Origin of the sequence: Haloechinothrix halophila YIM 93223 (assembly GCF_000504245.1) — a bacterium.
Classification (GTDB): domain Bacteria; phylum Actinomycetota; class Actinomycetes; order Mycobacteriales; family Pseudonocardiaceae; genus Haloechinothrix_A; species Haloechinothrix_A halophila.
Genome location: NZ_KI632509.1, coordinates 4,238,325 through 4,259,852, shown reverse-complemented (window position 1 = coordinate 4,259,852; position 21,528 = coordinate 4,238,325). Strand labels below are relative to the sequence as shown.

At 68.5% G+C, this 21,528-nt stretch carries 19 protein-coding genes; 14 read left to right on the top strand and 5 right to left on the bottom strand.

Going from position 1 to position 21,528, the window contains the following annotated elements; translation table 11 throughout:
* Window positions 1-89: 89 nt before the first annotated feature.
* Window positions 90-1,016, bottom strand: coding sequence for a DUF222 domain-containing protein (locus tag AMYHA_RS19355; protein WP_169732959.1), 927 nt, complete (start codon window positions 1,014-1,016; stop codon window positions 90-92).
* Between the two features lie 384 nt (window positions 1,017-1,400).
* Between AMYHA_RS19355 and AMYHA_RS19350 the strand changes: the two genes are divergently transcribed.
* The 7 genes from AMYHA_RS19350 (at window position 1,401) to AMYHA_RS19320 (ending at window position 8,446) form a co-directional block, all read left to right on the top strand.
* Window positions 1,401-1,931, top strand: a complete 531-nt coding sequence (locus AMYHA_RS19350) for a DUF5987 family protein (protein ID WP_051400451.1) — start codon at window positions 1,401-1,403, stop codon at window positions 1,929-1,931.
* Window positions 1,928-3,577 (top strand): FAD-dependent oxidoreductase, encoded by a 1,650-nt coding sequence (locus AMYHA_RS19345; protein WP_034273281.1) that lies wholly within the window; start codon window positions 1,928-1,930, stop codon window positions 3,575-3,577. Before AMYHA_RS19350 ends, AMYHA_RS19345 begins: the two co-directional genes overlap by 4 nt.
* Entirely contained in the window at window positions 3,574-4,305 is a 732-nt protein-coding gene (locus AMYHA_RS19340; protein ID WP_034273278.1) for a DUF6008 family protein, read from the top strand. Before AMYHA_RS19345 ends, AMYHA_RS19340 begins: the two co-directional genes overlap by 4 nt.
* Before the next feature lie 8 nt (window positions 4,306-4,313).
* A complete protein-coding gene (locus AMYHA_RS19335; RefSeq protein WP_034273274.1) occupies window positions 4,314-5,276 on the top strand; it encodes a carboxymuconolactone decarboxylase family protein in 963 nt (320 codons plus the stop codon).
* A 188-nt stretch (window positions 5,277-5,464) separates the two neighbouring features.
* Window positions 5,465-6,253, top strand: coding sequence for a TIGR03084 family metal-binding protein (locus AMYHA_RS19330; protein ID WP_034273271.1), 789 nt, complete (start codon window positions 5,465-5,467; stop codon window positions 6,251-6,253).
* A complete protein-coding gene (locus AMYHA_RS19325; RefSeq protein ID WP_084037377.1) occupies window positions 6,250-7,608 on the top strand; it encodes a 3-deoxy-7-phosphoheptulonate synthase class II in 1,359 nt (452 codons plus the stop codon). The genes AMYHA_RS19330 and AMYHA_RS19325 overlap by 4 nt, the downstream gene beginning before the upstream one ends.
* Window positions 7,609-7,618: 10 nt before the next feature.
* A complete protein-coding gene (locus AMYHA_RS19320; protein ID WP_034273268.1) occupies window positions 7,619-8,446 on the top strand; it encodes an SAM-dependent methyltransferase in 828 nt (275 codons plus the stop codon).
* Between the two features lie 26 nt (window positions 8,447-8,472).
* Here AMYHA_RS19320 and AMYHA_RS19315 read toward each other — a convergent pair whose 3' ends face one another.
* Window positions 8,473-8,835: a hypothetical protein gene (locus AMYHA_RS19315; protein ID WP_034273266.1), complete on the bottom strand. Its 363-nt coding sequence runs from the start codon at window positions 8,833-8,835 to the stop codon at window positions 8,473-8,475.
* 179 nt (window positions 8,836-9,014) lie between these two features.
* Between AMYHA_RS19315 and AMYHA_RS19310 the strand changes: the two genes are divergently transcribed.
* The 5 genes from AMYHA_RS19310 (at window position 9,015) to AMYHA_RS19290 (ending at window position 15,365) form a co-directional block, all read left to right on the top strand.
* Window positions 9,015-10,568: a class I SAM-dependent methyltransferase gene (locus AMYHA_RS19310; protein WP_034273263.1), complete on the top strand. Its 1,554-nt coding sequence runs from the start codon at window positions 9,015-9,017 to the stop codon at window positions 10,566-10,568.
* A 23-nt stretch (window positions 10,569-10,591) separates the two neighbouring features.
* Window positions 10,592-12,004: an FAD-binding oxidoreductase gene (locus AMYHA_RS19305; RefSeq protein ID WP_051400102.1), complete on the top strand. Its 1,413-nt coding sequence runs from the start codon at window positions 10,592-10,594 to the stop codon at window positions 12,002-12,004.
* Between the two features lie 232 nt (window positions 12,005-12,236).
* Window positions 12,237-13,868, top strand: coding sequence for an MFS transporter (locus tag AMYHA_RS19300; protein WP_034273260.1), 1,632 nt, complete (start codon window positions 12,237-12,239; stop codon window positions 13,866-13,868).
* A gap of 93 nt (window positions 13,869-13,961) precedes the next feature.
* A complete protein-coding gene (locus AMYHA_RS19295; protein ID WP_034273257.1) occupies window positions 13,962-14,303 on the top strand; it encodes a YciI family protein in 342 nt (113 codons plus the stop codon).
* 105 nt (window positions 14,304-14,408) lie between these two features.
* The gene (locus tag AMYHA_RS19290; RefSeq protein ID WP_051400100.1) at window positions 14,409-15,365 is read left to right on the top strand and encodes an RNA polymerase sigma factor; all 957 of its coding nucleotides are present in this window, start codon (window positions 14,409-14,411) and stop codon (window positions 15,363-15,365) included.
* Between the two features lie 211 nt (window positions 15,366-15,576).
* On the opposite strand, the gene AMYHA_RS19285 is transcribed toward AMYHA_RS19290, so the two are convergent.
* Both AMYHA_RS19285 and AMYHA_RS19280 read right to left on the bottom strand, forming a co-directional pair.
* Window positions 15,577-16,299, bottom strand: a complete 723-nt coding sequence (locus AMYHA_RS19285; protein ID WP_034273255.1) for a DUF2306 domain-containing protein — start codon at window positions 16,297-16,299, stop codon at window positions 15,577-15,579.
* A 25-nt stretch (window positions 16,300-16,324) separates the two neighbouring features.
* A complete protein-coding gene (locus AMYHA_RS19280) occupies window positions 16,325-17,758 on the bottom strand; it encodes an extracellular solute-binding protein (protein ID WP_034273253.1) in 1,434 nt (477 codons plus the stop codon).
* Window positions 17,759-17,800: 42 nt separating this feature from the next.
* Here AMYHA_RS19280 and AMYHA_RS19275 point away from each other — a divergent pair, with 42 nt between their 5' ends.
* Together AMYHA_RS19275 and AMYHA_RS19270 are read left to right on the top strand one after the other, a co-directional pair.
* A complete protein-coding gene (locus tag AMYHA_RS19275; RefSeq protein WP_231104821.1) occupies window positions 17,801-19,120 on the top strand; it encodes an acyl-CoA dehydrogenase family protein in 1,320 nt (439 codons plus the stop codon).
* A gap of 7 nt (window positions 19,121-19,127) precedes the next feature.
* Entirely contained in the window at window positions 19,128-20,768 is a 1,641-nt protein-coding gene (locus AMYHA_RS19270) for an AMP-binding protein (protein WP_034273251.1), read from the top strand.
* A 146-nt stretch (window positions 20,769-20,914) separates the two neighbouring features.
* Here AMYHA_RS19270 and AMYHA_RS19265 read toward each other — a convergent pair whose 3' ends face one another.
* The gene (locus AMYHA_RS19265) at window positions 20,915-21,385 is read right to left on the bottom strand and encodes an SRPBCC family protein (RefSeq protein ID WP_034273249.1); all 471 of its coding nucleotides are present in this window, start codon (window positions 21,383-21,385) and stop codon (window positions 20,915-20,917) included.
* Window positions 21,386-21,528: the final 143 nt, after the last annotated feature.

Genomic DNA, 21,528 nt, shown 5'->3' with positions numbered 1-21,528 from the left:
GCCGCCGAGCCCTCGACCGCATCCTGCGCCTTGTCCGTCGTCACGTAGCGTTCCCTTCCACCGGCCCGGACCCTCCGGCCCACCGATGATCATGGCCCGCCCACTTCCACAAAAGATCTTGCACCCCCGGTGAGAAGGCGTCGCCACGTGCAGCGGGGATCGGCGGCCATCTCGCGGGCGATCTCAGCCGGAATCGGCCCATAGCCCTCCAGATCACCCGGCAGATCCCGTACCCCGAGCAGCGTCGTCACGGGAACGGTCACCTGGATCTGCACCCGCCGGTAGCTCTCCCGCGTACCGAGCAGCAGTTCGGTGAGCACATCAGCACGGATCGCATCCAGGCTGCGCTCCTCGCGGCGGGAGTTGTTCGACTTCGCGATCGCATCAATCCGTCCATAGATCGCCGCCGCGGTCTCAGCCGGCAGGTAGGCACACAAATCCGCCATCCCATTCTCGGTGAACCGCAACTCCACCCTGCGGTCTTCGCGGCAGCGCCGCACCCGCTCGGCCGCACCCTCCGGATCCAGCTTGTCGACCCGGTAACGAGCAGAGCGTTGGATCGCCGCCCCATCCCGACCCGCGAGCCGTGACTCCATCTCCGCGTCCAACTGAGCGGCGTGCTCGTCCGAAAGCAGGGCGCCCGACTCCACCACCTTCGCCGCCTTGTAGGCGTCCACATCACCACGCTCCAACGACCCCAACAACCGCGGAAACCGGCGCGTGATCTGCGTAGCCAACTCGATCTGCCGATCAGCCTGGTGCTGCCCGACGGCTAGCGCGAGCCCGACCTCGTCCGCGGTCTCGCGCTCACACCCCCGCCGCGCCCGCAACTCCGCAACAGCCTTCAATTGCACCGCCTGAACCCGCCCAATCAGGCGCTGCGACAACTTCGCAACCTCGATCAGGCTGTCCGCCTCGAAATCCGCCCACTCCACATCACCAAGGCACAACACGTCCTCAGGGGCAGACAGGACCTCAGCGGATTCGCCCCCGGACTCACCGCCTGCTCCGGGCACGTGCGCACCCTCAATATCGGGCCCGTCATCAGGCTCACCCTCGAACTCATCCCCATGATTCGACTCTGACGCCGACATCGACCACACCCCCTAGCGCGCGACGACAAAAAGACCCGTCATCCCGCGCCCCCAGAAGAGGCCCACGACGAAACTATACCACAACATATCGAATATGTGTTCTAACGGCTCACGTGTCGGAGCCACGCAGCCGAGAAGACGCGCCTGGCTGCGCCGCCACCGCATTCTGGGTACCGACTCGCACGACTGGAGGTGCGCCGGATGACCGAGCGGTCTGTTGTGGATTCGGTTGGGAGCCAACCCGGCACGAACGGGGATGAAAGCGTTGGCACCGCAGGGGGACTGACCGACGACGCCGTGAGGACCATGACACTCGAGGCGTTCGCGGACACAATCATCCCCGGAGCGAAGCGGTGGGCGGGGGATAGGGCGATCGCTGGGATATCTGAGGGCGGCGGGGCGGTCGAAGCTGGTGCCCTCGACCTGCTGGAAACTCCGGCTACCGGGGTGACAGCGGGCCTGGAACCGCTCGCCGCCACGCTGAATGTGCATGCGATCGGCTACGCCGAGGAGCACGATCTGCCGGTCGACGACGCCGTTCCCGCGTTCGTCGCGCTGGACTACGAGCACCGCGCCGCGCTGGTGCGGCAGCTGACCACTCCAGGGCACCCGGAGAAAGACGGCTGGGTGAGCCTCGCGCTGTTCTGCAACATGGCCTACGACAGCGCGGCGCACAAACCCACCGCGCAGGCACTCGCCGAGGGTCACCCCGGCCTGACCGCTATGGACATCGGCGTCCCCGCCGCTGACGGCCGCTGGCAGTACGGTCAAGGCTCCTACGGTCGCCCGCTCGCCGACATCCACCCCGCAACCACCGCGTCAGGGAGCCCGGCATGACCAGCACTGAACACACCGATGTCCTCGTCGTCGGCAGCGGCTTCGGCGGCGCGATCGCCGCGTACCATCTCGCGGCGGGCGGGGCCAAGGTCACGGTGCTGGAGCGCGGCCCGTGGCTGGAGGCCAACGACTTCGAGCACGATTTCCTGCTTGGCTCGTCGTACACCCGGATCTTCGACTTCGTGGTCGGGGACGGCATGAGCGTGCTCGGCGGCAACTGCGTCGGCGGTGGCAGTGTCGTCTACTTCGCCGCGATGCCGCGCGCGCCGCGCTTCATCTTCGAGCGCCAGGGCAGCCTTGGCCAGCGGATGTGGCCCGCCGCCATCACCCGCGACACGCTTGATCCCTGGTACGACCGCGTCGCGGAGTCGATCGCGATTTCCAAACCGGACTGGCAGCACGCAAGCTACGCGGGCGGGCTGTGGGCGGCGGCTTGTCAGCACGCCGGACGCACCGCGAACCCGCTCCCGGCGGCGATCGACCACGGCACCTGCACCAACTGCAACTGGATGATGGCAGGCTGCCAGTTCGACGCCAAGCAGTCGCTACTGCTCAACTATTTGCCAGCCGCCGTGGCGCACGGTGCGGAGATCCGGCCGCTGCATGAGGTGCAGCACCTGACCCGGACGGTAGACGGGGGCTACCGGGTGCACTACAACCAGATCGACCAGGTCGACTATCGCCAGCACGTCGGTAGCGGCACCATCGATGCCAAACTCGTCGTCCTCGCCGCCGGTGCCGGGGCGACGCCGGTGATCCTGCAACGCTCCGAACCTGAGCTTGGCGCGATGCCGCACGCCGTCGGCCGGTACTTCTCCGGTAACGGCGAGCGCCTCAACACCGCGATCATGAACGAGGACAAGGTCCGCGACGTCCTCGGGTTAAGGCGTGGCGACGGGGACGACAACACTGCCTACGAGGCCAATCACATCGGCAAAGGCCCGACCGTCGCGAGTTGGGACCGACTGGACGGCTCGCTGCCCGAGTTCACCCGCTACTCGCTGGAACAGCTCTACTTCCCGCCTGGCCTTGGCACGATCCTGGCGCAGGTGCCGGGCACGGGCGACTGGTTCGGCCCTGACAAGAAGGAAATGTTGTCCCGCTGGCGCTCCTGGCTGACGATCTTCCAGATGATCGAGGACGACAACGAGGGTGTGTTCGGCCCGCCGCCGCCCACCGGCAACGCGATGCGCATCTCGCAGCAGATGCTCGGCAAGGGCGCGCTGAGCTACCAGCCGCGTGAATCAACGCTGCGGGCGTGGGCGATGGCAGACGCCGAGGTCGCCGACATCCTGGAGCGTGACGGGCTTGCCGAGGTCGCGGCGTGGACGAACGATCTCGTCGGCGCCTACACCGTGCACCCGCTTGCGTCCTGCCGGATCGGTGACGACTCCGCGACGTCGGCGCTGACCGACAACCATGAGCTGCGCGATCACCCTGGCATTTTCGTCACCGACGGTTCCGCCGTGCCTGGCGCGCTGACGGTGAATCCCGCCATGACCATCGCGGCACTCGCCGAACGTGCGATGCCGGGCATCGTCGGCGCGGCGCGGCAACGCGGCGTCGACGTCACCTACGGCGCGCCGCCGCCGGATGCGGGCTCACGAGGCAACAGGGTGTCAGCTATGAGGGGAGAGCGGGCATGACCATGAGTGCGATGCCGTCGCCGCTGGCGTCGGTTGGGGCGGTCGGCCTGGTCGTGTGGGCGGTGGCGATGTGGGCGGCCGTAGGTGTGCTTGCCTACGCCAACCGCGGGCCGGTGCGGCCGTGGGTGTATAGCCTGTCCGTCGGGGTGATCGGTCTTGGGATCATCGGGCAACTCGGCCACGTCCAGGAGCACTTCGCGCAGGTGGCCTACTGGCTCGCGCATCCGAACGAGAAGGCGTGGATGACGCCGCTCGGCACGGGTCTCGCCAACGGTCTAGGCCAGGTCGCGCCGGACAAACCGTCGCTTGGCATGGAGATCCTGCACATGACGGGCAACTTCATCTTCCTTGCTGGGCTGGTCGGAGTCGTGCTCATCACCCGTCGCGCGCTGTCCACCAAGGCCCGAAAGTGGGGGAAGATGGGCGTGCTGATGCAGGGCATCCACGGCATGGAGCACCTCGTGTTGACGTTGTCGGTGGCGCTTGGCGCGAGCCAGGCGATCGGGCTGTCGACGTGGTTCGGCCTGCTCGATCCCGGCCCAGGCTTGTGGACGTACCGCATTTGGTGGCACTTCATCGCCAACGTCGTCGGGTCGGTCATCTTCGCGGTCGCGGTGTATCACCTGTGGCGGGAGCGGCGTGAGGTGCGGCTTGGGTACCTGTCCGCCGGGAGCCAGTGGGATGCGGCAGCGCCCACCCCTGAGCCCGAACTGACGGCAGCGCGGTAGCGCGGGACATGCTGACAACGAGACTGTTGCGCGGCGCGCGCAACCAAGTCCGGCATGTTCGACCGGTCAAGACGTCGGCGGCGAGTGGTCTCGTCGCCGACGTCTACCGCCAGGTGGAGCGGGACTTCGGAATGCTGGCGCCGCCGATCGCGTTGCACGCGCCCGTGCCTGAGGTGATGGCGGCGAGCTGGACGCTGTTGCGGGAGAGCCTGCTGGCGGACGGCTTGGCGAGTCGCGCGGCGAAGGAGGTCGTGGCGACCGCGGTGTCCGAAGCCAACCATTGCCCGTATTGCGTCGCGGTGCACGGCGCGTCGCGACGGCGGGCGGGCGAGGTCGGCGACGCGGCGGACGCATTGCGAACGTGGGCGATGCGTGGCGGTGATGAGCCGTTCTCCGCCGAGCATCGTGCGGAGTACCTCGGCGTGGCGGCCACGTTCGACTATCTCAATCGGATGGTCAATGTGTTCCTGCCGGACTCGCCGCTGCCCGGGCTTCCGGAGTCGGCTGCGGCCACGGCTGGCGGGCTGCTCGGGCGCGTCGTGGTGCGCGACATCGCGATCGTGCCGGGGGAGTCCGTCGATCTGCTGCCGGACGCCGTACTGCCGCAGGAGCTCGCGTGGGCGACACCGAACCCAACGATCGCCGCCGCGCTCGCCAGAGCGAGCAACGCCTTCGATGCCGCCGGTGCGCGGTCGGTGCCGGACACGGTTCGCGAGCTGGTCCTCGAGCGGGTGGCGGCGCCGGAAGCGGGTCCGTCTGGCCCGAGCAGGGCGTGGGTGGAAGACGACGTCGCGCGGCTGCCAGCACAGCACCGGACGGCGGGTCGTGTCGCGCTGCTCACCGCGTTGGCCTCATACCAGATCGACGACGCGTTGATCAGCGCGTTCCTGGCAGAGGACAACGACGACGCCGCGGTGATCGCGCTGACCGCGTGGGCAAGCTGGGCGGCCGCGCGACGCCGCGTGGCATGAGCCGCAACTGGTTGTCACGCGTAGCCGTGTCGTCTGCCGCAACGACCTGACGCGCCACAGCGCGCCCGCAGCCACGCAACCAGGGAGAACAGCGGCGGAGAAGACCGGACGGCCGGTGCCGCGCTGTACTTGACAGGCACCGTCGGCAGGCAACGGATGGGTTGCCGCAGCCAGAAAAGAGGTCGAACGTGGAAGAGCAGACTGTGATCGCCGATCTCACCGCTGAGGCCGCTGAGGTCGACCAGCTGGTCGCTGGGCTCGACACGGCACGATGGGCGTCGCCGACCCCAGCGCCGGGGTGGACGATCGCGCACCAGATCGGGCATCTGGCGTTCATTTTCCGCATCGCGGGGATGGCCGCCGCGGAGCCTGAGGCCTTCCGTGCGATGGCGGCCCAGGTGGGCGGCGGCTTCGATGCCGCGGTCAACGCCGCGCTGGACGACTACGTCAACGACCCGCCGGAGGCATTGCTGACCCGCTGGCGCGCGGAGCGCGACGCCGGGATCAAAGCGCTCGCCGAGGTGCCAGCTGGTCAGTTGGTGCCATGGCTGGTCAACCCGTTGCCGGCGCCGGTGCTGGCAGCGGCTGGGATGATGGAGCTGTTCGGCCACGGTCAGGACATCGCCGACGCGCTCGGCGTGCGGCGCACCCGCACCGACCGGCTCAAGCACATTGTCGCGTTCGCGGTGCGCACGTGGGACTTCGGCTACCAGGCCCGGGACCTGACCCCACCCGACGTAGAGTTCCGTTTCGAGCTGACCGCGCCATCCGGCAGGACGTGGCTGTTCGGTCCGGCCGACTCGCCCCAGCGGATCACTGGTCCCGCGGCGGACTTCTGCCTGCTTGTCACCCGCAGGCGGCACCCGGACGACCTCGCGCTGCGGGCTGTCGGGCCCGACGCCGAGCACTGGCTCACGATCGCGCAGGCGTATCGGGGACCAGCGGGCCAAGGTCGTGAGCCGGGCCAGTTCGCATGAGCCACGCCGCCATCGACGTCGCGGTGCACCACCCGGCAGCGGGCTGGCATCCTGACTCCTGGCGGGACTTTCCCGCAGCGCAGCAACCGGACTGGTCCGACCCCGGTGCCGTTGACGCGGTCCTGCGCGAGCTCGCCGGGTTGCCGCCGCTTGTGGTGCCCGGCGAGGTGCGCCGGCTGCAGTCGGCGCTGGCTGAGGTGGCGCGCGGGGAGGCGTTTCTGCTGCAGGCGGGGGATTGCGCCGAGCTGTTCTCCTCCTGCACCGAGCGCGAGGTGCGCGGAACGTTCCAGGTAATCCAGCAGTTGGCGGTGTTGCTCAGCTACGGTGCCGGGCTTCCGGTGGTAACGCTCGGCAGGACCGCGGGCCAGTTCGGCACAACCAGCACACCGGATGCGAGCAGGCTGCGCACCGCCTACTACCACGCCGCGACCACGCTGAACTTGTTACGCGCGATGGCGACCGCTGGGCCGCCGGAGCTGTCGGACATCCACGCGCTGAACCAGCGGTTCGTGCGGCTCAGTCCGGCGCGGCGGCAGTTCGAGCGGGTCATCGACGAGATCACCATGGCGTTGCGGTTCATGGCGGCGCGAAGGGTCGAGCCGGACGCGGCGTACGGCGGTGAGCAGGGCTGCTACACCTCGCACGAGGCGTTGCTTCCCGGCTACGAACGCGCGCTCGTCCAGTGCGATCCGGACACCGGGGCGTGGTACTGCGGCAGTGCCCACCTGGTGTGGGTCGACGACAGGACGCGGCAGGTCGACGGTGCGCATGTCGAGCTACTGTCCGGCATCGCCAATCCCATCGGCGTCAAGCTCGGGCCGAGCGTCACGCCGGACGAGTTGCGGCGCCTGTGTGATCGCCTCGACCCATGGCGCGTTCCCGGCAGGCTGGTGCTCATCACACGGATGGGCGCCGAGCGGGTCACCGAGCACCTGCCGCCGCTGCTGGACGGGGTGGCTGCGGCGGGTCACCTGCCGGTGTGGGCGTGCGACCCGATGCATGGCAACCCCCTGTTGTCCGAGGGCGGGTACAAGACCCGGCGGTTCGACGACATCACAGCGGAAGTATCGGGATTCCTTGAGGTGCATGAGGAATGCGGTACCCACCCTGGTGGACTGCATCTTGAGCTGACCAGCGACGAGCACGCCACCGAACGCGTCGGGGGAGCCGACCAGGTGCTCGACGCCCAGCTGGCGAGAGCCTACGAGACCGCGAGCGATCTCCGGCTCAATGCCGACCAGGCTGTCGAGCTGGCGTTCCGGGTGATCGCCGAGGTGCGACGCAGGCACCACCCCTGGACCTGGGTCGACACCCCGCTCGACATTCCCAGGCCGCGACTGCGGCCCGCCGCGTGAGGAGCACGTCGTGACCGAGCCAATCACCGACGCGGGCGTCATCGGCAGGCACTACGACGAACGCACGCCCATCGCCGACGAGCTGCGGGATGGCCAGCTGCACATGTGGTACTTCTACGACGACGCCGACGAGGCGACGTTGCCCGCCGCGGTGCACCGCATGACGCGCAAGGTGACAGACACGCTCGGACTGCGGCCCGGCGAGCACGTGCTGGACGCGGGTTGCGGGCCGGGGAACACCGCTGTCTACCTCGCCGCCGAGTTGGGTGCGCGAGTCACCGGCGTCACCCTCAGCGACGTTGAGGTCGCCGCCGCCCGGCGCAGGGCGGCGGAACGGGGGCTCACCGAGCGGGTCAGGATCGACTACGGCGACTACACCGCACTGTCCTTTCCGGATGGAACGTTCGATGCCGTGCTGGCGCTGGAGTCGCTGCAGAACGCCACCGACGTCGCCGCCGTGCTCGCGGAGCTGTGCCGCGTGCTCCGACCAGGTGGCAGGTTGACGCTGTCCGACTTCAGCCTGGAGTCCGACGCGGACCCGGACCGGATCACGACCTTTATGGACACGTTGAAGCTGCCGACGCTGCCAACGCTGTCCGGCTGGCTCGATCATGTGCGCGACGCCGGATTCGTGGTCGAGGAGTACACCCAGTGCGGTCCGCGCTCGTTCGGGATGAAGGGCAAGTACCTGCGCGCGGCGATGGCGCAGCGCGAACGGCTCGCCGCGAAGTTCGGCGACGACGCCGTCGCTGAGTTCTCCAGCAGGCACCGGGGGTTCTTCGCGCCGCGCAAGGACCAGATCGGCTACGTCATCGTCGCCGCGCGCAAGCCGGCCTGACTCGGGAGCGGGGCGCAGGCCGAGGCCTACCTTTCGTCACCGTGAGCATCGAGCTCGTCGAAGGAGGCGAACTGGAACCTGACCTCACCGTCGACAACGGTCGTACGAATGACACCGGCCTTGTCGGTGCCGGACAACTCGTGCAGCAGCTTCGCGAGCGATTGGCTCGCGCCGCGTGGTTCCCAGTCGGTTTGCAGAATCGTCCGATGCAGGTCGGCCAGGTCCCACCCCTCGGTGGTGCCGCTGCCCGCCGGGACGGCGAGGGCGAGGTCGAGCAACCAGCGCGACGGTTTGCCGACGATGGATGGGGTGCGATGCGCGGTGATCCCGATGACCTGGTCGGCACGAACCAAGCCGTCGCTGAAGGTGCGGATCCAGATATGTCGCACTACGCCGTCACCCCTTGGGAAATCACATCATCCATCGTGCAGGTTCGTGCCGCATATCTTAGGCGCTGCTCACTATTCGTGCCCGCTGTTCCGCGGTGCTCGCTGCGCATGGCTTGAGAAGACCAGCCTGATCACCCGTTGCGACGATCGGTTCCGAGCTTCTCGCGGAAAGGACGTCCATGACTGATTCCAGCGCGCACGAGACCGTAGCGGAACTAGTGAAATCCTTCGCCGACGCGCAAGGCGACGCCGAGGGGGCGCTCCGCGATTCCTTCCTGCGGTTGGCGGACGCCGTGTGGCGCGACGGCGCTCTCACCTCGCTGTCCGAGCCCGCGGCCAGGGTGCTGATCGAGCAGCTGGACCTGGTCGACGACGAACGCAAGGGCTACCTCGCCGTGCTGCTCGGGCTGCTCGCGGAAGCTGAGTACCCCACGCCGGGACCGGTGACGGCGGAGGTCAGCAGGGGTATCGACACCTACCTGCGGCTGCTCGGCCGGTCCGGCGACGGGCAGCCGCTGACGTTCGCGCTGCTGTATCTGCTTGGACAGCTGCCTGCCGAGCGGGATCGCATCCTCGCGGCCGCCGATGCCCTGCCACTGTCCGCATCGGACCGTTCCCGGCTGGTCCGCGCGTCGCAGCCGCTCGATCCGGACGACCCCGACGTCGGGCGGGTGTGGCCAGCGCCGACGGCGTGGGACCTCGACGCGGACGAGCGGGCGTTCGACGAACGCCACATCAGGAGCCTCACCCCGGACCAGCTCCGGCTGAACTGGGAGAACGACACCCGAACCGTGCGGGCCTACTCCGGCGCGAAGGCGTATTGGGCGGTGCGCAACCGCGCACCAGGCCCTGAATCCGCCGACAAGCTGGCTTCCGCACCGGCCTTCGACGGCGCGGAGACCGGCGCTGACCTGTTCACCCGCCATGCCGCCACGTTCCGCTGCCCGTCCTGCGACGCGGGCCCGCTGTCGTTCAACGGCTCGTCCGCTCGTTGTCAGCGGTGCGCGCGGGCGTACCCGATCGCGGGCGGCATCGTCGACCTCTCGGCGGATGCTGTGACCCGCCCCGGCGATGACGACACCGCCGACTTGCTGGCGCAGCTCGCCGCGATGCCGCGGCTCGGGCTGCACTACGAGGCGATGCTGCGGCCCGCCTACCTGCGGCTCGCCGGGTCCAACTGGGGCAACGACGTCACCATCGCCGATGAGGACGCCTTCCTGCGGCGCAACCTGCGAGACACGGAAGGCCCTGTGCTCGACCTCGCGGCGGGTGCTGGCAGATGGACCAGGATCGTCGCGGACGCGGTGGGCGCTGACCGAGTGCTCGCCGTGGACATGGCGCTGCCAATGCTCACCGTGCTGCGTGGCTCGGTCCCCGAGGTCCCCGCCGTGCTGGGCAGCGCGCTGAGCCTGCCGTTCGACGACGCCTCGTTCGGCGTCGTGAACTGCTGGAACGCGTTGCAGGCGTTCCCGGATGACGCACCAGCCGCGATCGCCGAGATCGGTCGCTGCCTACGGCCGGGCGGCAGGCTGACGATGATGACTTTCCGCTGGGACGACGACCCGATCGGCCGCCACTTCCAGGCCACCCAGTACTTCCCGAGCAGGCCACAGGGACACCTGCTGTTCGAGCGTGCCGACATCAGCCGGTGGTTGTCCGATGCCGGGCTGACGGTGCGCGAGCAGTGGTGTCCGGGGACGTTCGTGTTCCTCACCGCGGAACGGACCGCGTGACCGATGCCGAAAGGGGAACAACGATGACCACGGTCGATCACGGCGGTTTCCGAGTCTCGGTGCCGGGAGACGATGCCTTCGACGCGGCGACCCAGGTGTTCAACCTCGCCGCGCCAGCCACCCCAGACGCGGCGGTCACCGCGCGCACCGTCGACGACGTCAAAGCCGCCATCGCGTGCGCGCGATCGAGCCGCATGCGGGTGCGGGTGCACGCGACGGGGCACGCTGCGCCGACAGCGCATCCCATGACGGACGCGCTGCTGATCAGGACACGGCTGCGCGGCGGTGTCACCGTCGACCCTCGGCGGCGAGTCGCGCGAGTTCCGGCGGGCACGCTGTGGGCGGACGTCGTCGCGGCGGCCGCCGAGCACGGGCTTGCCGCGCCGCACGGCTCGTCCGGCACCGTCGGTGTCGTCGGCTACCTGCTGCGCGGCGGGATGAGCTTCTACGGCAGGTACACCGGCCTCGCCGTCAACAGCGTGCGCGCCGTCGAACTGGTCACCGCGGACGGCACGCTGCGCAAGGTGGATGCGACCACCGACCCTGAACTGTTCTGGGCATTGCGCGGCGGAGGTGGCGGGTTCGGCGTCGTCACCGCGATCGAGGTGGCGCTGTTCCCCGCGAGCCGGGTCTGCACCGGTGCGGCGTTTTGGCCGGTGCGCCACGCAGAGCAGCTGTTGTGGCGCTGGCGGGTGTGGACCGTCGACGCACCACGCGAAGCGACGACGTCGCTGCAGATCCTCACGCTGCCGCCACTGCCGGAGATCCCGCGCGAACTGACCGATGGGCCGGTGTTGTGCGTGGACGGTGCCGTGCTCGGCACGGCGGGCACCGACCCGACGCAGGAGGCGGAGGATCTGCTGAGCCGGCTGCGGGCGGTGGCGCCACCGCTGCTCGACACCTGGCAGGAGACCGAACCGGCCGCGGTGCTGCGAGCACACATGGACCCGGAGGAGCCAGTCCCGATCGTTGGCGATCACTTGCTGCTCGACGAGATCAGCGACGACGGCGCCGCAGCGTTCCTCGGCGCCGTCGGCGAGGGCTCTGGCTCACCGCTGATCAGCGCGAGCTTGCGACAGCTCGGTGGCGCGTTCGCCACGCCGGACCCGGCTGGCGGTGTGCTGGACCACCTGGATGGCCGGTACGCCTATTCCGGCGCGGGTGTGGCGACCGACTCCGAGACGGCGGCGGGCATCACCGAGCACTGCGAGAAGGTGCGGGTCGCGCTGCGGCCGTGGGACACCGGGCGCACGGTACCGAGCTTCGTGGAGAACCGGGACCAGCCGCAGGGCCATCTCGCCGCCGAGCAGATCCATGCGGTCGACCGCGTCAGGGCACGAGTCGACCCGACCGGGCTGTTCAGTGACGACATCGCGCCCGGTTGCTACGCGGCAGCGGCACAGAACCGGCCAGGCAGGCCGCCGCGATGTCACTGACAAGGCGCGACGGCAAACGGCCTGACCAGGTCGGATATGAGAAATGCACATCGACCTGGTGTGTGCGGCACTTCTGGAGCGACTACGGAAAGCAACACACTGTTACCGCACGAAGCGTTCGCGCGACGTACTTCGGCGGACATGTCGACACACCAGGTCGTAGCTCCGACGTACCGACAAGTCCCGCGCACATCAACCGCGTACGCGGCGTGAGAACGAGAGGATGAGAACAGTGACTACAGACGATGCGCCCGCACCGGCTGGCGCACGCGAGTGGTTCGGCCTGGTGGTGCTCGCCTTGCCGACCTTCGTCGTCGCCATCGATCTGTTCGTGCTGATGCTGGCTCTGCCACACATGGCGGCCGACCTCGGCGCGGGCAGTAACCAGCAGCTGTGGACCATGGACATGTACGGCTTCATGCTCGCCGGTTTCCTGGTCACCATGGGAACGCTCGGCGACAGGATCGGGCGGCGCAAGCTGCTGTTGATCGGTGCCGCGGCGTTCGCGGCGGCCTCACTGCTCGCCGCGTACTCGACGACACCCGAGATGTTGATCGCGGCCCGCGCGCTGCTCGGCATCGCGGGCGCCACGCTCGGGCCGTCGACATTGGCGCTGATCGGCACGTTGTTCACCGACCCGAAGCAGCAGGCGACGGCGTTCGGCATCTGGGGTGGCACGTTCACCCTCGGCGCGCTGTTCGGTCCCGTCATCGGTGGTGCGTTGCTCGCGCAGTTCTGGTGGGGCTCGATCTTCCTGCTCGGTGTGCCGATCATGGTGTTGACGCTGCTCCTCGCGCCGAAGTTCCTGCCGGAGTTCCGCAACCCAGAGCCGGGCCGCGTCGACCTTGCGAGCGTGCTGCTCTCGCTGCTGGCGCTGCTGCCGATCGTCTACGGCATGAAGGAACTGGCCCGCGACGGCTGGGAAACGCTGCCGATCGTGTCCCTCGTCATCGGCCTCGGTGCCGGGTTCGCGTTCCTGCGCAGGCAGCGTTCGCTGCGGGACCCGCTGCTCGACCTCGACCTCATCCGCAGCAGAGTGATCGGGACGTCGCTGGTCGGTCAGCTCAGCTACGCCACGGTCGGCGGCGGAATCATGCTGTTCATGATGCTGTACTTCCAGCTGGTGGGCGGCATGTCCACGCTGCAGGCAGGGCTGGCGATGGTGCCGGGTATGGCGGCTGGTGCGCTCGGCTTCACGGTCGCGCCGAAGCTCGGCGCCCGGTTCCGGCCAGCGCACGTGATCGCGGTCGGGCTGCTCGGCTCCGCCGCCGCGCTGGTGTTCATGACCCAGGTTGGCCCGACGTCCGGCTCGGCCTATCTGATCATCGGCTTCGCGGTGTTCTCGTTCTGTGGCGCACCGATGGCTGGGCTCGGGACGGCACTGGTGATGGGCACCTCGCCACCGGAGAAGATGGGCTCCGCCGGGTCGCTGGCGCAGATGGCCAACGAGTTCGGCGGCACGCTCGGTCTGGCAGTGCTCGGCACGCTGGGCACCGCCATCTACCGGTTCAGCGTTGACGGCGCGATCCCCGCTGGTATCGGCGAGTCCGCCGCCACCGCGGCACGCGACAGCCTGGCAGGCGCGAACGCCGTTGCGGGTGAGCTGCCGGGCGACACCGCGTCCGCATTGCTCACCCCGGCGCGGGAGGCGTTCGCCAGCGGCGTGCAGACCGTCGCGCTGACTGGTGCGGTGCTGCTGGTCGTCATCGCGGGTCTCGTCTCGGCCAAGCTCAAGTCGCAACCGCCGATCGGGCAGCAGGCCCCTGCCGACGACGCGCCGACCGACTCCGATGACGGCGCTGCCGGCGCCGGCGCGGCGGAAGGCGCCGACGCGGACAAGGAGTCCGCCGCGACGCCGGGCTAGCGAACTCACAGGTGTCGAAGGGGGGCTGTCGCGTGGCAATGCATGAGACACGGTCCCGTTCGTCGAAAGAAGAAAGTGAAAGGAGATAGCACAGTGGCTCAGTACGCGATCTTGCTCTACTCGCCGGCACCCGCCGACCCGATGGACATGGGTCCGGAAGACATGGAGGCGCACGAGGTCTTCCAGAAGGAGGTCAGCGAGCGCAACATCGAGATCCTCAATCCGCAGGCGCTCACCCCGAGCACCGACGCGCGCGCCGTCAAGGACGGCACCGTCACCGACGGCACGTTCGTCGAGGCGAAGGAGGTCCTCGCTGGCTTCTTCTTCGTCGAGGCGGACAGCGTTGACGAGGCGACCGAAATCGCCAAGCTGGTGCCGACCAAGAAGGGCGGCGGCGTCGAGGTGCGTCCGGTGTTCGTTCCGCCGTCGGAGTGAGGACCGCACTACACGCGGCAGGCACGCACCGGGACAGCGACATCCACGCTGCCCGGTGCGTGCCTTTTCTCGTAAGACACACCAGCACCGAGGGGGAAGCCACCGATGCGACCAGCGCCATCACACGACGGTCAGGATGAACTGGGGCTGATCTTCACCTGCTGCGACCCGCGACTGCCCGTGCCGACCCAGCTGGCGCTGACGCTGCGGCTGGTCTGCGACGTCAGTGTTTCCGACATTTCCCACGTCCTGGTCATGCCGGAGGACGAGGCCGCTGCGCTGCTCGACCGCGCGGAAGGCACCGTGCTGAGCGCGAGCACGCCGTACCGGGTGCCGAAGGGCGCCGAACTGCTCGATCGGCTCGACGCGGTACTCGGCGTCGTCCACCTGCTCTACACCATGGGGCACTCCGCACCGTCCGGCGCGGAGCTGATGGCCGCCGAACCGGCTGAGCACGCGCTCTGGCTCGCGCAGCTGCTCGCCGATCTGATGCCGGACGAACCCGAGGTGCGTGCTCTGCTCGCGCTGATCCTGATCATGGAAGCCCGCAGCGTGACTCGCACCGACGGCACCGGCAGACTGCTGACCATGGCCGAGCAGAACCGTGTGGCATGGGATCGCGCGGCGATCGAGGAGGGGCGTGCGCTCATCGCGGGCGCGTTCCGCAGGGGTGAGCCCGGCCGGTTCACACTGCAGGCCGCGATCGCCGCCGTCCACGCCACCGCGCCCAGCTACGACGAGACCGACTGGCCAACGATTCTCGACCTCTACGACAAGCTGTACCGCGTCTCACCCACACCAGTGGTCGCGCTGAATCGGACAGTTGCGGTGTCGATGGTGCACGGCCCCGCCGTCGCGCTCGACGCGGTCGCTGAGCTGGAAACGGATGACACCCTCGCCGGGTACCACTACCTGCCAGCCGTCAAGGCCGACCTGCTGCGCCAACTCGGCCGCGACGTCGAGGCGGCCACCGCCTATCGCGCCGCGCTGGCGCTCGCCGAGAACGAGGCAGAGCGAGCGTTCCTCACCGCGCGTCTCGCGGAGACCGCTCCCGCGGAATAGACTCTCCTAACTGGCGTGAGCGGACATGACGCCCACTTTGGTCGTATCCTGACCGCTTCGCGCTGTCGACTGATGGGGAGATCGTCTTCCACCCAGCGGACAATGATCTGGGGACGTCGCGATGTCCGAGCACGACGAAGCCCCGGCCACTTCGGTATCCGAAGCGGCCGGGGCTTGCCAGTGGGCTGGGCGCAGGGCCCGGAGGACCGGGTTAGGCGGTCCTGGGGGTGACCAGTCCGAGGTCACGACCCCGGGTGCGGTCCAGCCACCACTGGACGACGACCAGGTTGCCGACCCAGCCTACCCAGCGCGCGGCCTCGACGATGTGGTCGAAGTCGCCGGTGAACGGAATCCAGCCGAGCGCGAACGGCATGCCGATGACGAAGCCCCAGATCACCTGGCCCCACACGATCGCGAAGCTGTACAGCATCAGCCTGCGGTGCACGGCGTAGCGGCCCTGCCGCAGCTTGATCCAGCCCAGCACGGCGGTGGCCATCCACAGCACGGCCGACATCGCCACGCCGATCCGGCCTGCCGGATACGACACCGGCAGCATCGCCACGGCGAACAGGCCCGACGGGATCGCGCCCGCGAAGACGTACGCCCTGCCGCTCCAGCGGTGCACCGTGGGATGCCTGCGGCGGATCCACGGCCATAGCTGCAGGATCAGCGTCAGCATCGCGACCGACCCGAACAGCACGTGCCCCACGATCAGCCAATAGTGCGCGGGGAACTGCAACGGGATGCGCGACTGGCTGGGGTCCATGCTGGCGTACGGCGGGACCTGGTAGATGAGGAACGCGATGATGACGGCGGCGATGCCGAGCAGCCACCAGGCGCGGCGCCGTTTTCCGCTCCGTGCGGCTGGGTGCTGACCTCCCTCTGACGTGGAGGGCTTCACGGCAACGGGGCCGCGTTGGTCGATCTGGGTCATGACGTGCTCCTGTCTCGCGGTGGGGTCAGCGGTTGACGACCTTCTCCAGGTCGGCTGCCGAGTAGTCCCTGCCAGCCATGGCCGTGGTGAAGTACTCCACGTTCAGGCTGCTGTTGGGACTGTCGTCCGGGGAACGGAATCCGGTCTCGATGGCGTAGGCGTTGTAGGCGTCGAGCAGCCGCTGGGCCTCTTCGGTCGCCCTCGCGAAGCGGTCGGCGGGGTCGGCCCCGTCGAGCACGTCACGCATCGCGCGGGTCATCACGTCCTGGTTGCCCGCGAAGTCGCCGAACACGGCGCCCTGCGAGACCGGTGTCGCAGGCGCACCCTGGGGCGGCCGGGCGTCGCGGGGATAGGCGCTGACATGGTCGCTGGCGACCCGGTGGTACGGGTGCCGCTCGAACCAGCCCTCCCGCTCGAGCAGGTCGAACGAGGCGTGGGTGATCGGCGCGAAACTGTTGTCCTTGTGCCGCTGCGCCGCGTTCTCCGGGTTGTGCAGGAACTGCAGGAACGCCAGTGCACCGTCCTCTTCGGACTTGTCGAGGCCGTTTGCGAGCCACAGCGAGGTGCCTGCCACGGCGTTGCCGGTGTAGTCGACGTCGTTGGTGAACGGACAGATGCCGACCTCCATGGTGAAACCGGTGGCTTCCGCGGCCCTGACCATGTAGTTGACGTCGTTGGACGACGAGATCCGCATGGCGACCTGACCGTCGGCGAAGGCCTGCATGGTCGGCGCCCAGTCCGGAATGCCGCCGGTGTGCAGGTAGTGCCCGTCACGGTGCAGCTCCCGCCACCACTCGACCCAGCGCAGCATCTCCTTGGACGCGAGGTCGGTGGTCGTGGCCCTGCCCGAGCGGCCGTTGTCGTTGTTGACGAGCAGCCCGCCCTGAGTGGCGAGCGCCTGCTGGAAGAACGTGCCGTGGTTGGACCACGTGATGGCGTGCTCCGGCCCGCCGTTCATGCGCGCGACCGCCTCGCACGCGCGGGTCACGTCGTCCCAGGTCTGCGGCAGCTCGGACACGCCTGCCGCTTCAAGCAGCTCGGCGTTGGCGTAGATCAGGCTGGTGGTGCCGACCGACGGCATCGACATCAGGTCGCCGTCGTGGGTGTAGTACTCACGGAACGCGCCGACGACGTCGTCCAGCACCACCGGCTCACCGAGGATGTGCTGCCGCGATCCCACCGCGCGCTCCACCGAGGTGAACAGCGGGGAACCGTCCTGGGCCCGCATGTCGCGTGCGGTTTGGCCGAGGTAGAAGTACAGCTCGGCCAGCGCTGGCTGCTTCCCGTGCTGGGCGGCCTTGGCGACCTCGAGCGGGAACGTCCAGAAGTCCTTGCCTTCGATGACTACCTCGTAGTCAGGGTGGCGCTGGTTGAACTCGCGTCCGAACCCGTGCCACCGCTCCATCCAGCCGGGGAAAGTGAGATCGGGTACCCAGACGGTGATAACGGTCTTGCTCACTGCGCTCTCCTCGTTCCTCCACGTTGTGGCCGGGTTTGATCCATGCGACAGCGTGACGGCGGGGTCACCGCGGAGACGTCTCCTTGTTTGCCGGAGCGCGACGCAATCGATGAGACGCACCGGTTCGGCGGCGGGTGTGATGCTGCGGGCATGGCCGAGCTGTCCGCACCCCCCGAACCGGATCTCACTCCAGCCGACGTCGTGGCCCGCGCGAAGGCGATCGCGCCAACGCTGGTGGAGCGCCAGACGGAGACGGAGAAGCGCACCTACTACGCGGAGGACACCCATGAGGACTTCCGCGAGGCAGGCTTCTACCGGCTGCTCGTTCCCCGGCGCTACGGCGGCTACGAGTTCGGCGTCGACACGTTCATGCGGGTCGCGCTCGAGCTGATCCGCGGTTGCCCGTCTACCGGCTGGATGTACTGCCTCGGAGCAGCGCACGCACACGCCGTCGCCTCGTTGTTCGACGAGCGCGCGCAGGACGAGCTGTTCCGCGACGGCGACTTCATCTGCCCCGCGACGGTCGTGCCAAGCGGCACGGTGGAACGTGGCGATGGCCAGTGGGTGCTCAACGGCATCTGGAAGTACTGCTCTGGCGTGCCGTACGCGACGCACTTCATGGGACACACCCTCGTCGAAGGCGAGGGCGGCGAGCCGGAACCGATGCTGTTCATCGCGCCACGCGACCAGTGGGAGCGGCTCGATGACTGGGGCGGCTACCTGGGGCAGCGGGGCAGTGGTTCACACAGCATCGCGATGACCGACGGCACGGTTCCCGACCATTTCACGATCCGCCAGCACCTCAGCATGATCACGGTGACCGAAGGGACGCCGGGGTTGGCGCTGCACGGCAATCCGCTGTATGGCGGCGGTTTGCTCAGCTTCATGGTGCTGGAGGACGCGGTGCTCGCGGTGGGGATGGCGCTGAACGCACTGGACGCCTACGCCGACCTGATGCGTTCTCGGACGACGACCTTCCCGCCGATCGTCGACCGCACCGACGATCCGGACTTCCAGTGGTGGTACGGCAAGGCCGCTGGCAGGATCGCGACGGCGGAGGCTGCGTTCCTGCAGGCCATCCAGCAGTGGAATGACCTGTGCGCCGCGGGGCCGTCGTCGTTCACCCAGGCCGAGGAACTGCGGATCGCCGGTATCTGCCGGGAGGTTGTCCAGCTGTGCTGGAGCGCGGTCGCCGACTACCTGTTCCCGACCGCTGGCTCCAGCGCCATCCGGCAGGGCGAACGGGTGGAGCGCGTGTGGCGCGATCTGTCCATGCTGCACAGTCACGCCGGGGTCGCGGTGTTCCTGTCCGCGATCGCGCCTCGGGAGCTGGCCAAGGCCGAGTTCGGCGTCGCGGCCTGAGGCAGCGATGACACGCCTGCCGAGCTACACGTCGGGTGGTTATGGGGCGCCGCTGGCTGGGGACACCATCGGCTACCGCTTCGACACGATCGTGTCCCGGTTCGGCCACCGCGAGGCGCTGGTCGACGTCGCCGGCGGCGTCCGGCTGACGTACGCCGCGCTGTCCGCGCAGGTCGATGCCCTCGCGCTCGGCCTGCTCGACGCCGGGATCGCGACCGGTGACCGGATCGGCATCTGGGCGCCGAACTGTGCGGAATGGACAGTGACGCAGTTCGCCGCGGCGAAGATCGGCGCGATTCTTGTCAACATCAACCCGCTGTATCGCGAGCACGAGCTGGAGTACGTGCTCAACCAAGCGGGCGTGCGGCTGCTTGTCGCCGCGCGGCGCTACAAGACGTCCGACTACACGGCCATGATCGACCTGGTGTTGCCGCGCTGCCCTGCACTCGAGCACGTGGTGCTGATCGGGAGTGCTCGCTGGCACGACCTGTTCGCCGCAGGCCAGCGGTCCGAACTGGACATTCTGCGGGGCGTGCAGGCGACGCTGAGCGCCGACGACCCGATCAACATCCAGTTCACCTCTGGCACGACGGGCTTCCCCAAGGGGGCGACCCTGTCGCATCACAACATCCTGAACAACGGCTTTTTCGTCGGGGAGCTGTGCGGCTACACCGAGGCGGACCGGGTGTGTGTCCCGGTGCCGTTGTTCCATTGCTTCGGCATGGTGATGGGCACGCTCGCCGCCATGACCCACGGCGCCGCTGTCGTACTGCCCGCGCCGTCGTTCGACGCTGGTGCCACGCTGCACGCCGTCGCCGACGAGCGGTGCACGTCGCTGTACGGGGTGCCGACGATGTTCATCGACATCCTCGACAGGACGGACGTCGATGAGCTCGACGTCCGTTCGCTGCGCACGGGAATCATGTCCGGCTCGCCGTGCCCGGTCGAGGTGATGAAGCAGGTCATCGACAAGCTCGGTATGGCGGAGGTGACCATCTGCTACGGCATGACGGAAACCTCGCCGGTCGCGACGCAGACCAGGGCACAGGACGGCATGGACCGCAGGGTGTCCACGGTGGGTGCGGCGGGACCGCACGTCGAGATCAAGGTCGTCGACCCAGCTACCGGGCGGACCGTGGCGCGTGGCACGCCGGGGGAGGTGTGTATCCGGGGGTACTCGGTGATGCTCGGCTACTGGGAGATGCCGGAGAAGACCGCTCAGGCCGTGGACCCGGCACGGTGGATGCATACCGGTGACCAGGGTGTGCTCGACGACGACGGCTACTTGCGTATCACCGGGCGGATCAAGGACATGATCGTGCGAGGCGGGGAGAACATCTACCCCGCCGAGATCGAGCAGTACCTGCACACCCACCCGGACATCGCCGACGCGCAGGTGGTCGGTGTCCCCGACGAGCGTTATGGGGAGGAACTGGTCGCCTGGATCCGGCCCGCTGAGCACGCCGACGAGCTGACGCCGGATGAGGTCCGCGAATTCTGCCGGGGCCAGCTCGCCGCGTTCAAGGTGCCACGCTACGTGCGTTTCACCGGCGAGTTCCCGATGACCGCCAGCGGCAAGGTCCGCAAGGTGGAGCTGGCCGAATGGGCGCGCGAAGACCTCGTGGTGGGCTTACCAACAAGCCGGTAGGGCAGTGGCACGCGGCCGTGGCGGCGCGCCTGGCGTGGGCGCCTGATCAACATCGGGACTCCTACCCAGGGCAAGGAACGACCCGGCGGCGCCCTGCGTAGTGCGGGTGCGCCACCGGGTCGTTGTCGCGTGGCGGGGTCGACGTCTCAGCGTTCGCCGAGGTACTTGGCGAGGCCGTCGAAGAAGCTGGACCAGCCCTCTGCCGCGCGTGGCAGTTCCTCCTCCGGCAGGTATCCGCGCTGCAGGAACTCCAGCTCGGTCTTGCCGTCGCGGTCGGTGAAGGTGATCGTTACCGACTCTTCCGCCGTGCCTGCCTGCCGCTTGGCCTCGAGGTCGTCGTCGTTCTCGTCGATCAGGCTGAACACCAACCGCTCGCCAGGGACGACCTCGTGGTAGATGCCGTGAAACGGGATCTCCATGCCGTCCTCGTCGGAGATCATGGTCGCCTTCCAGGTGCCGCCCGGCCTGGCGTCCATCTCGATCGTCGACAGCGGGGCCGAGAAGCCCTCGCCGCCCCACCAGTGTGTGAACTGCTCTGGCGTGATCCACGCCGTGAACACGGTCTCCGGCGGCGCCGGGATGACGCGGCTGAGCCGGATCTCGCGAAGCTCGCTCATATGTGGTCCTTTCTCGGTGTGACAACCGTGCGTGTCGAGGGCAGCGTCGCGCAGGTTGGCGCACGGAGGCGTCCTCAGCATTGCGGCGCCGCTGGTCAGCGAAGCGCAATCGGCAAGACGCCTCCTGGGTACCTCGGCTGCGA

Excerpts from the sequence above, each read along its gene's own strand:
- AMYHA_RS19350 (WP_051400451.1), top strand. The coding sequence starts at position 1,401 with ATGACACTCGAGGCGTTCGCGGACACAATCATCCCCGGAGCGAAGCGG.
- AMYHA_RS19345 (WP_034273281.1), top strand. The coding sequence starts at position 1,928 with ATGACCAGCACTGAACACACCGATGTCCTCGTCGTCGGCAGCGGCTTC.
- AMYHA_RS19340 (WP_034273278.1), top strand. The coding sequence starts at position 3,574 with ATGACCATGAGTGCGATGCCGTCGCCGCTGGCGTCGGTTGGGGCGGTC.
- AMYHA_RS19335 (WP_034273274.1), top strand. The coding sequence starts at position 4,314 with ATGCTGACAACGAGACTGTTGCGCGGCGCGCGCAACCAAGTCCGGCAT.
- AMYHA_RS19325 (WP_084037377.1), top strand. The coding sequence starts at position 6,250 with ATGAGCCACGCCGCCATCGACGTCGCGGTGCACCACCCGGCAGCGGGC.
- AMYHA_RS19310 (WP_034273263.1), top strand. The coding sequence starts at position 9,015 with ATGACTGATTCCAGCGCGCACGAGACCGTAGCGGAACTAGTGAAATCC.
- AMYHA_RS19305 (WP_051400102.1), top strand. The coding sequence starts at position 10,592 with ATGACCACGGTCGATCACGGCGGTTTCCGAGTCTCGGTGCCGGGAGAC.
- AMYHA_RS19290 (WP_051400100.1), top strand. The coding sequence starts at position 14,409 with ATGCGACCAGCGCCATCACACGACGGTCAGGATGAACTGGGGCTGATC.
- AMYHA_RS19285 (WP_034273255.1), bottom strand. The coding sequence starts at position 16,299 with ATGACCCAGATCGACCAACGCGGCCCCGTTGCCGTGAAGCCCTCCACG.
- AMYHA_RS19275 (WP_231104821.1), top strand. The coding sequence starts at position 17,801 with ATGCGACAGCGTGACGGCGGGGTCACCGCGGAGACGTCTCCTTGTTTG.
- AMYHA_RS19270 (WP_034273251.1), top strand. The coding sequence starts at position 19,128 with ATGACACGCCTGCCGAGCTACACGTCGGGTGGTTATGGGGCGCCGCTG.
- AMYHA_RS19265 (WP_034273249.1), bottom strand. The coding sequence starts at position 21,385 with ATGAGCGAGCTTCGCGAGATCCGGCTCAGCCGCGTCATCCCGGCGCCG.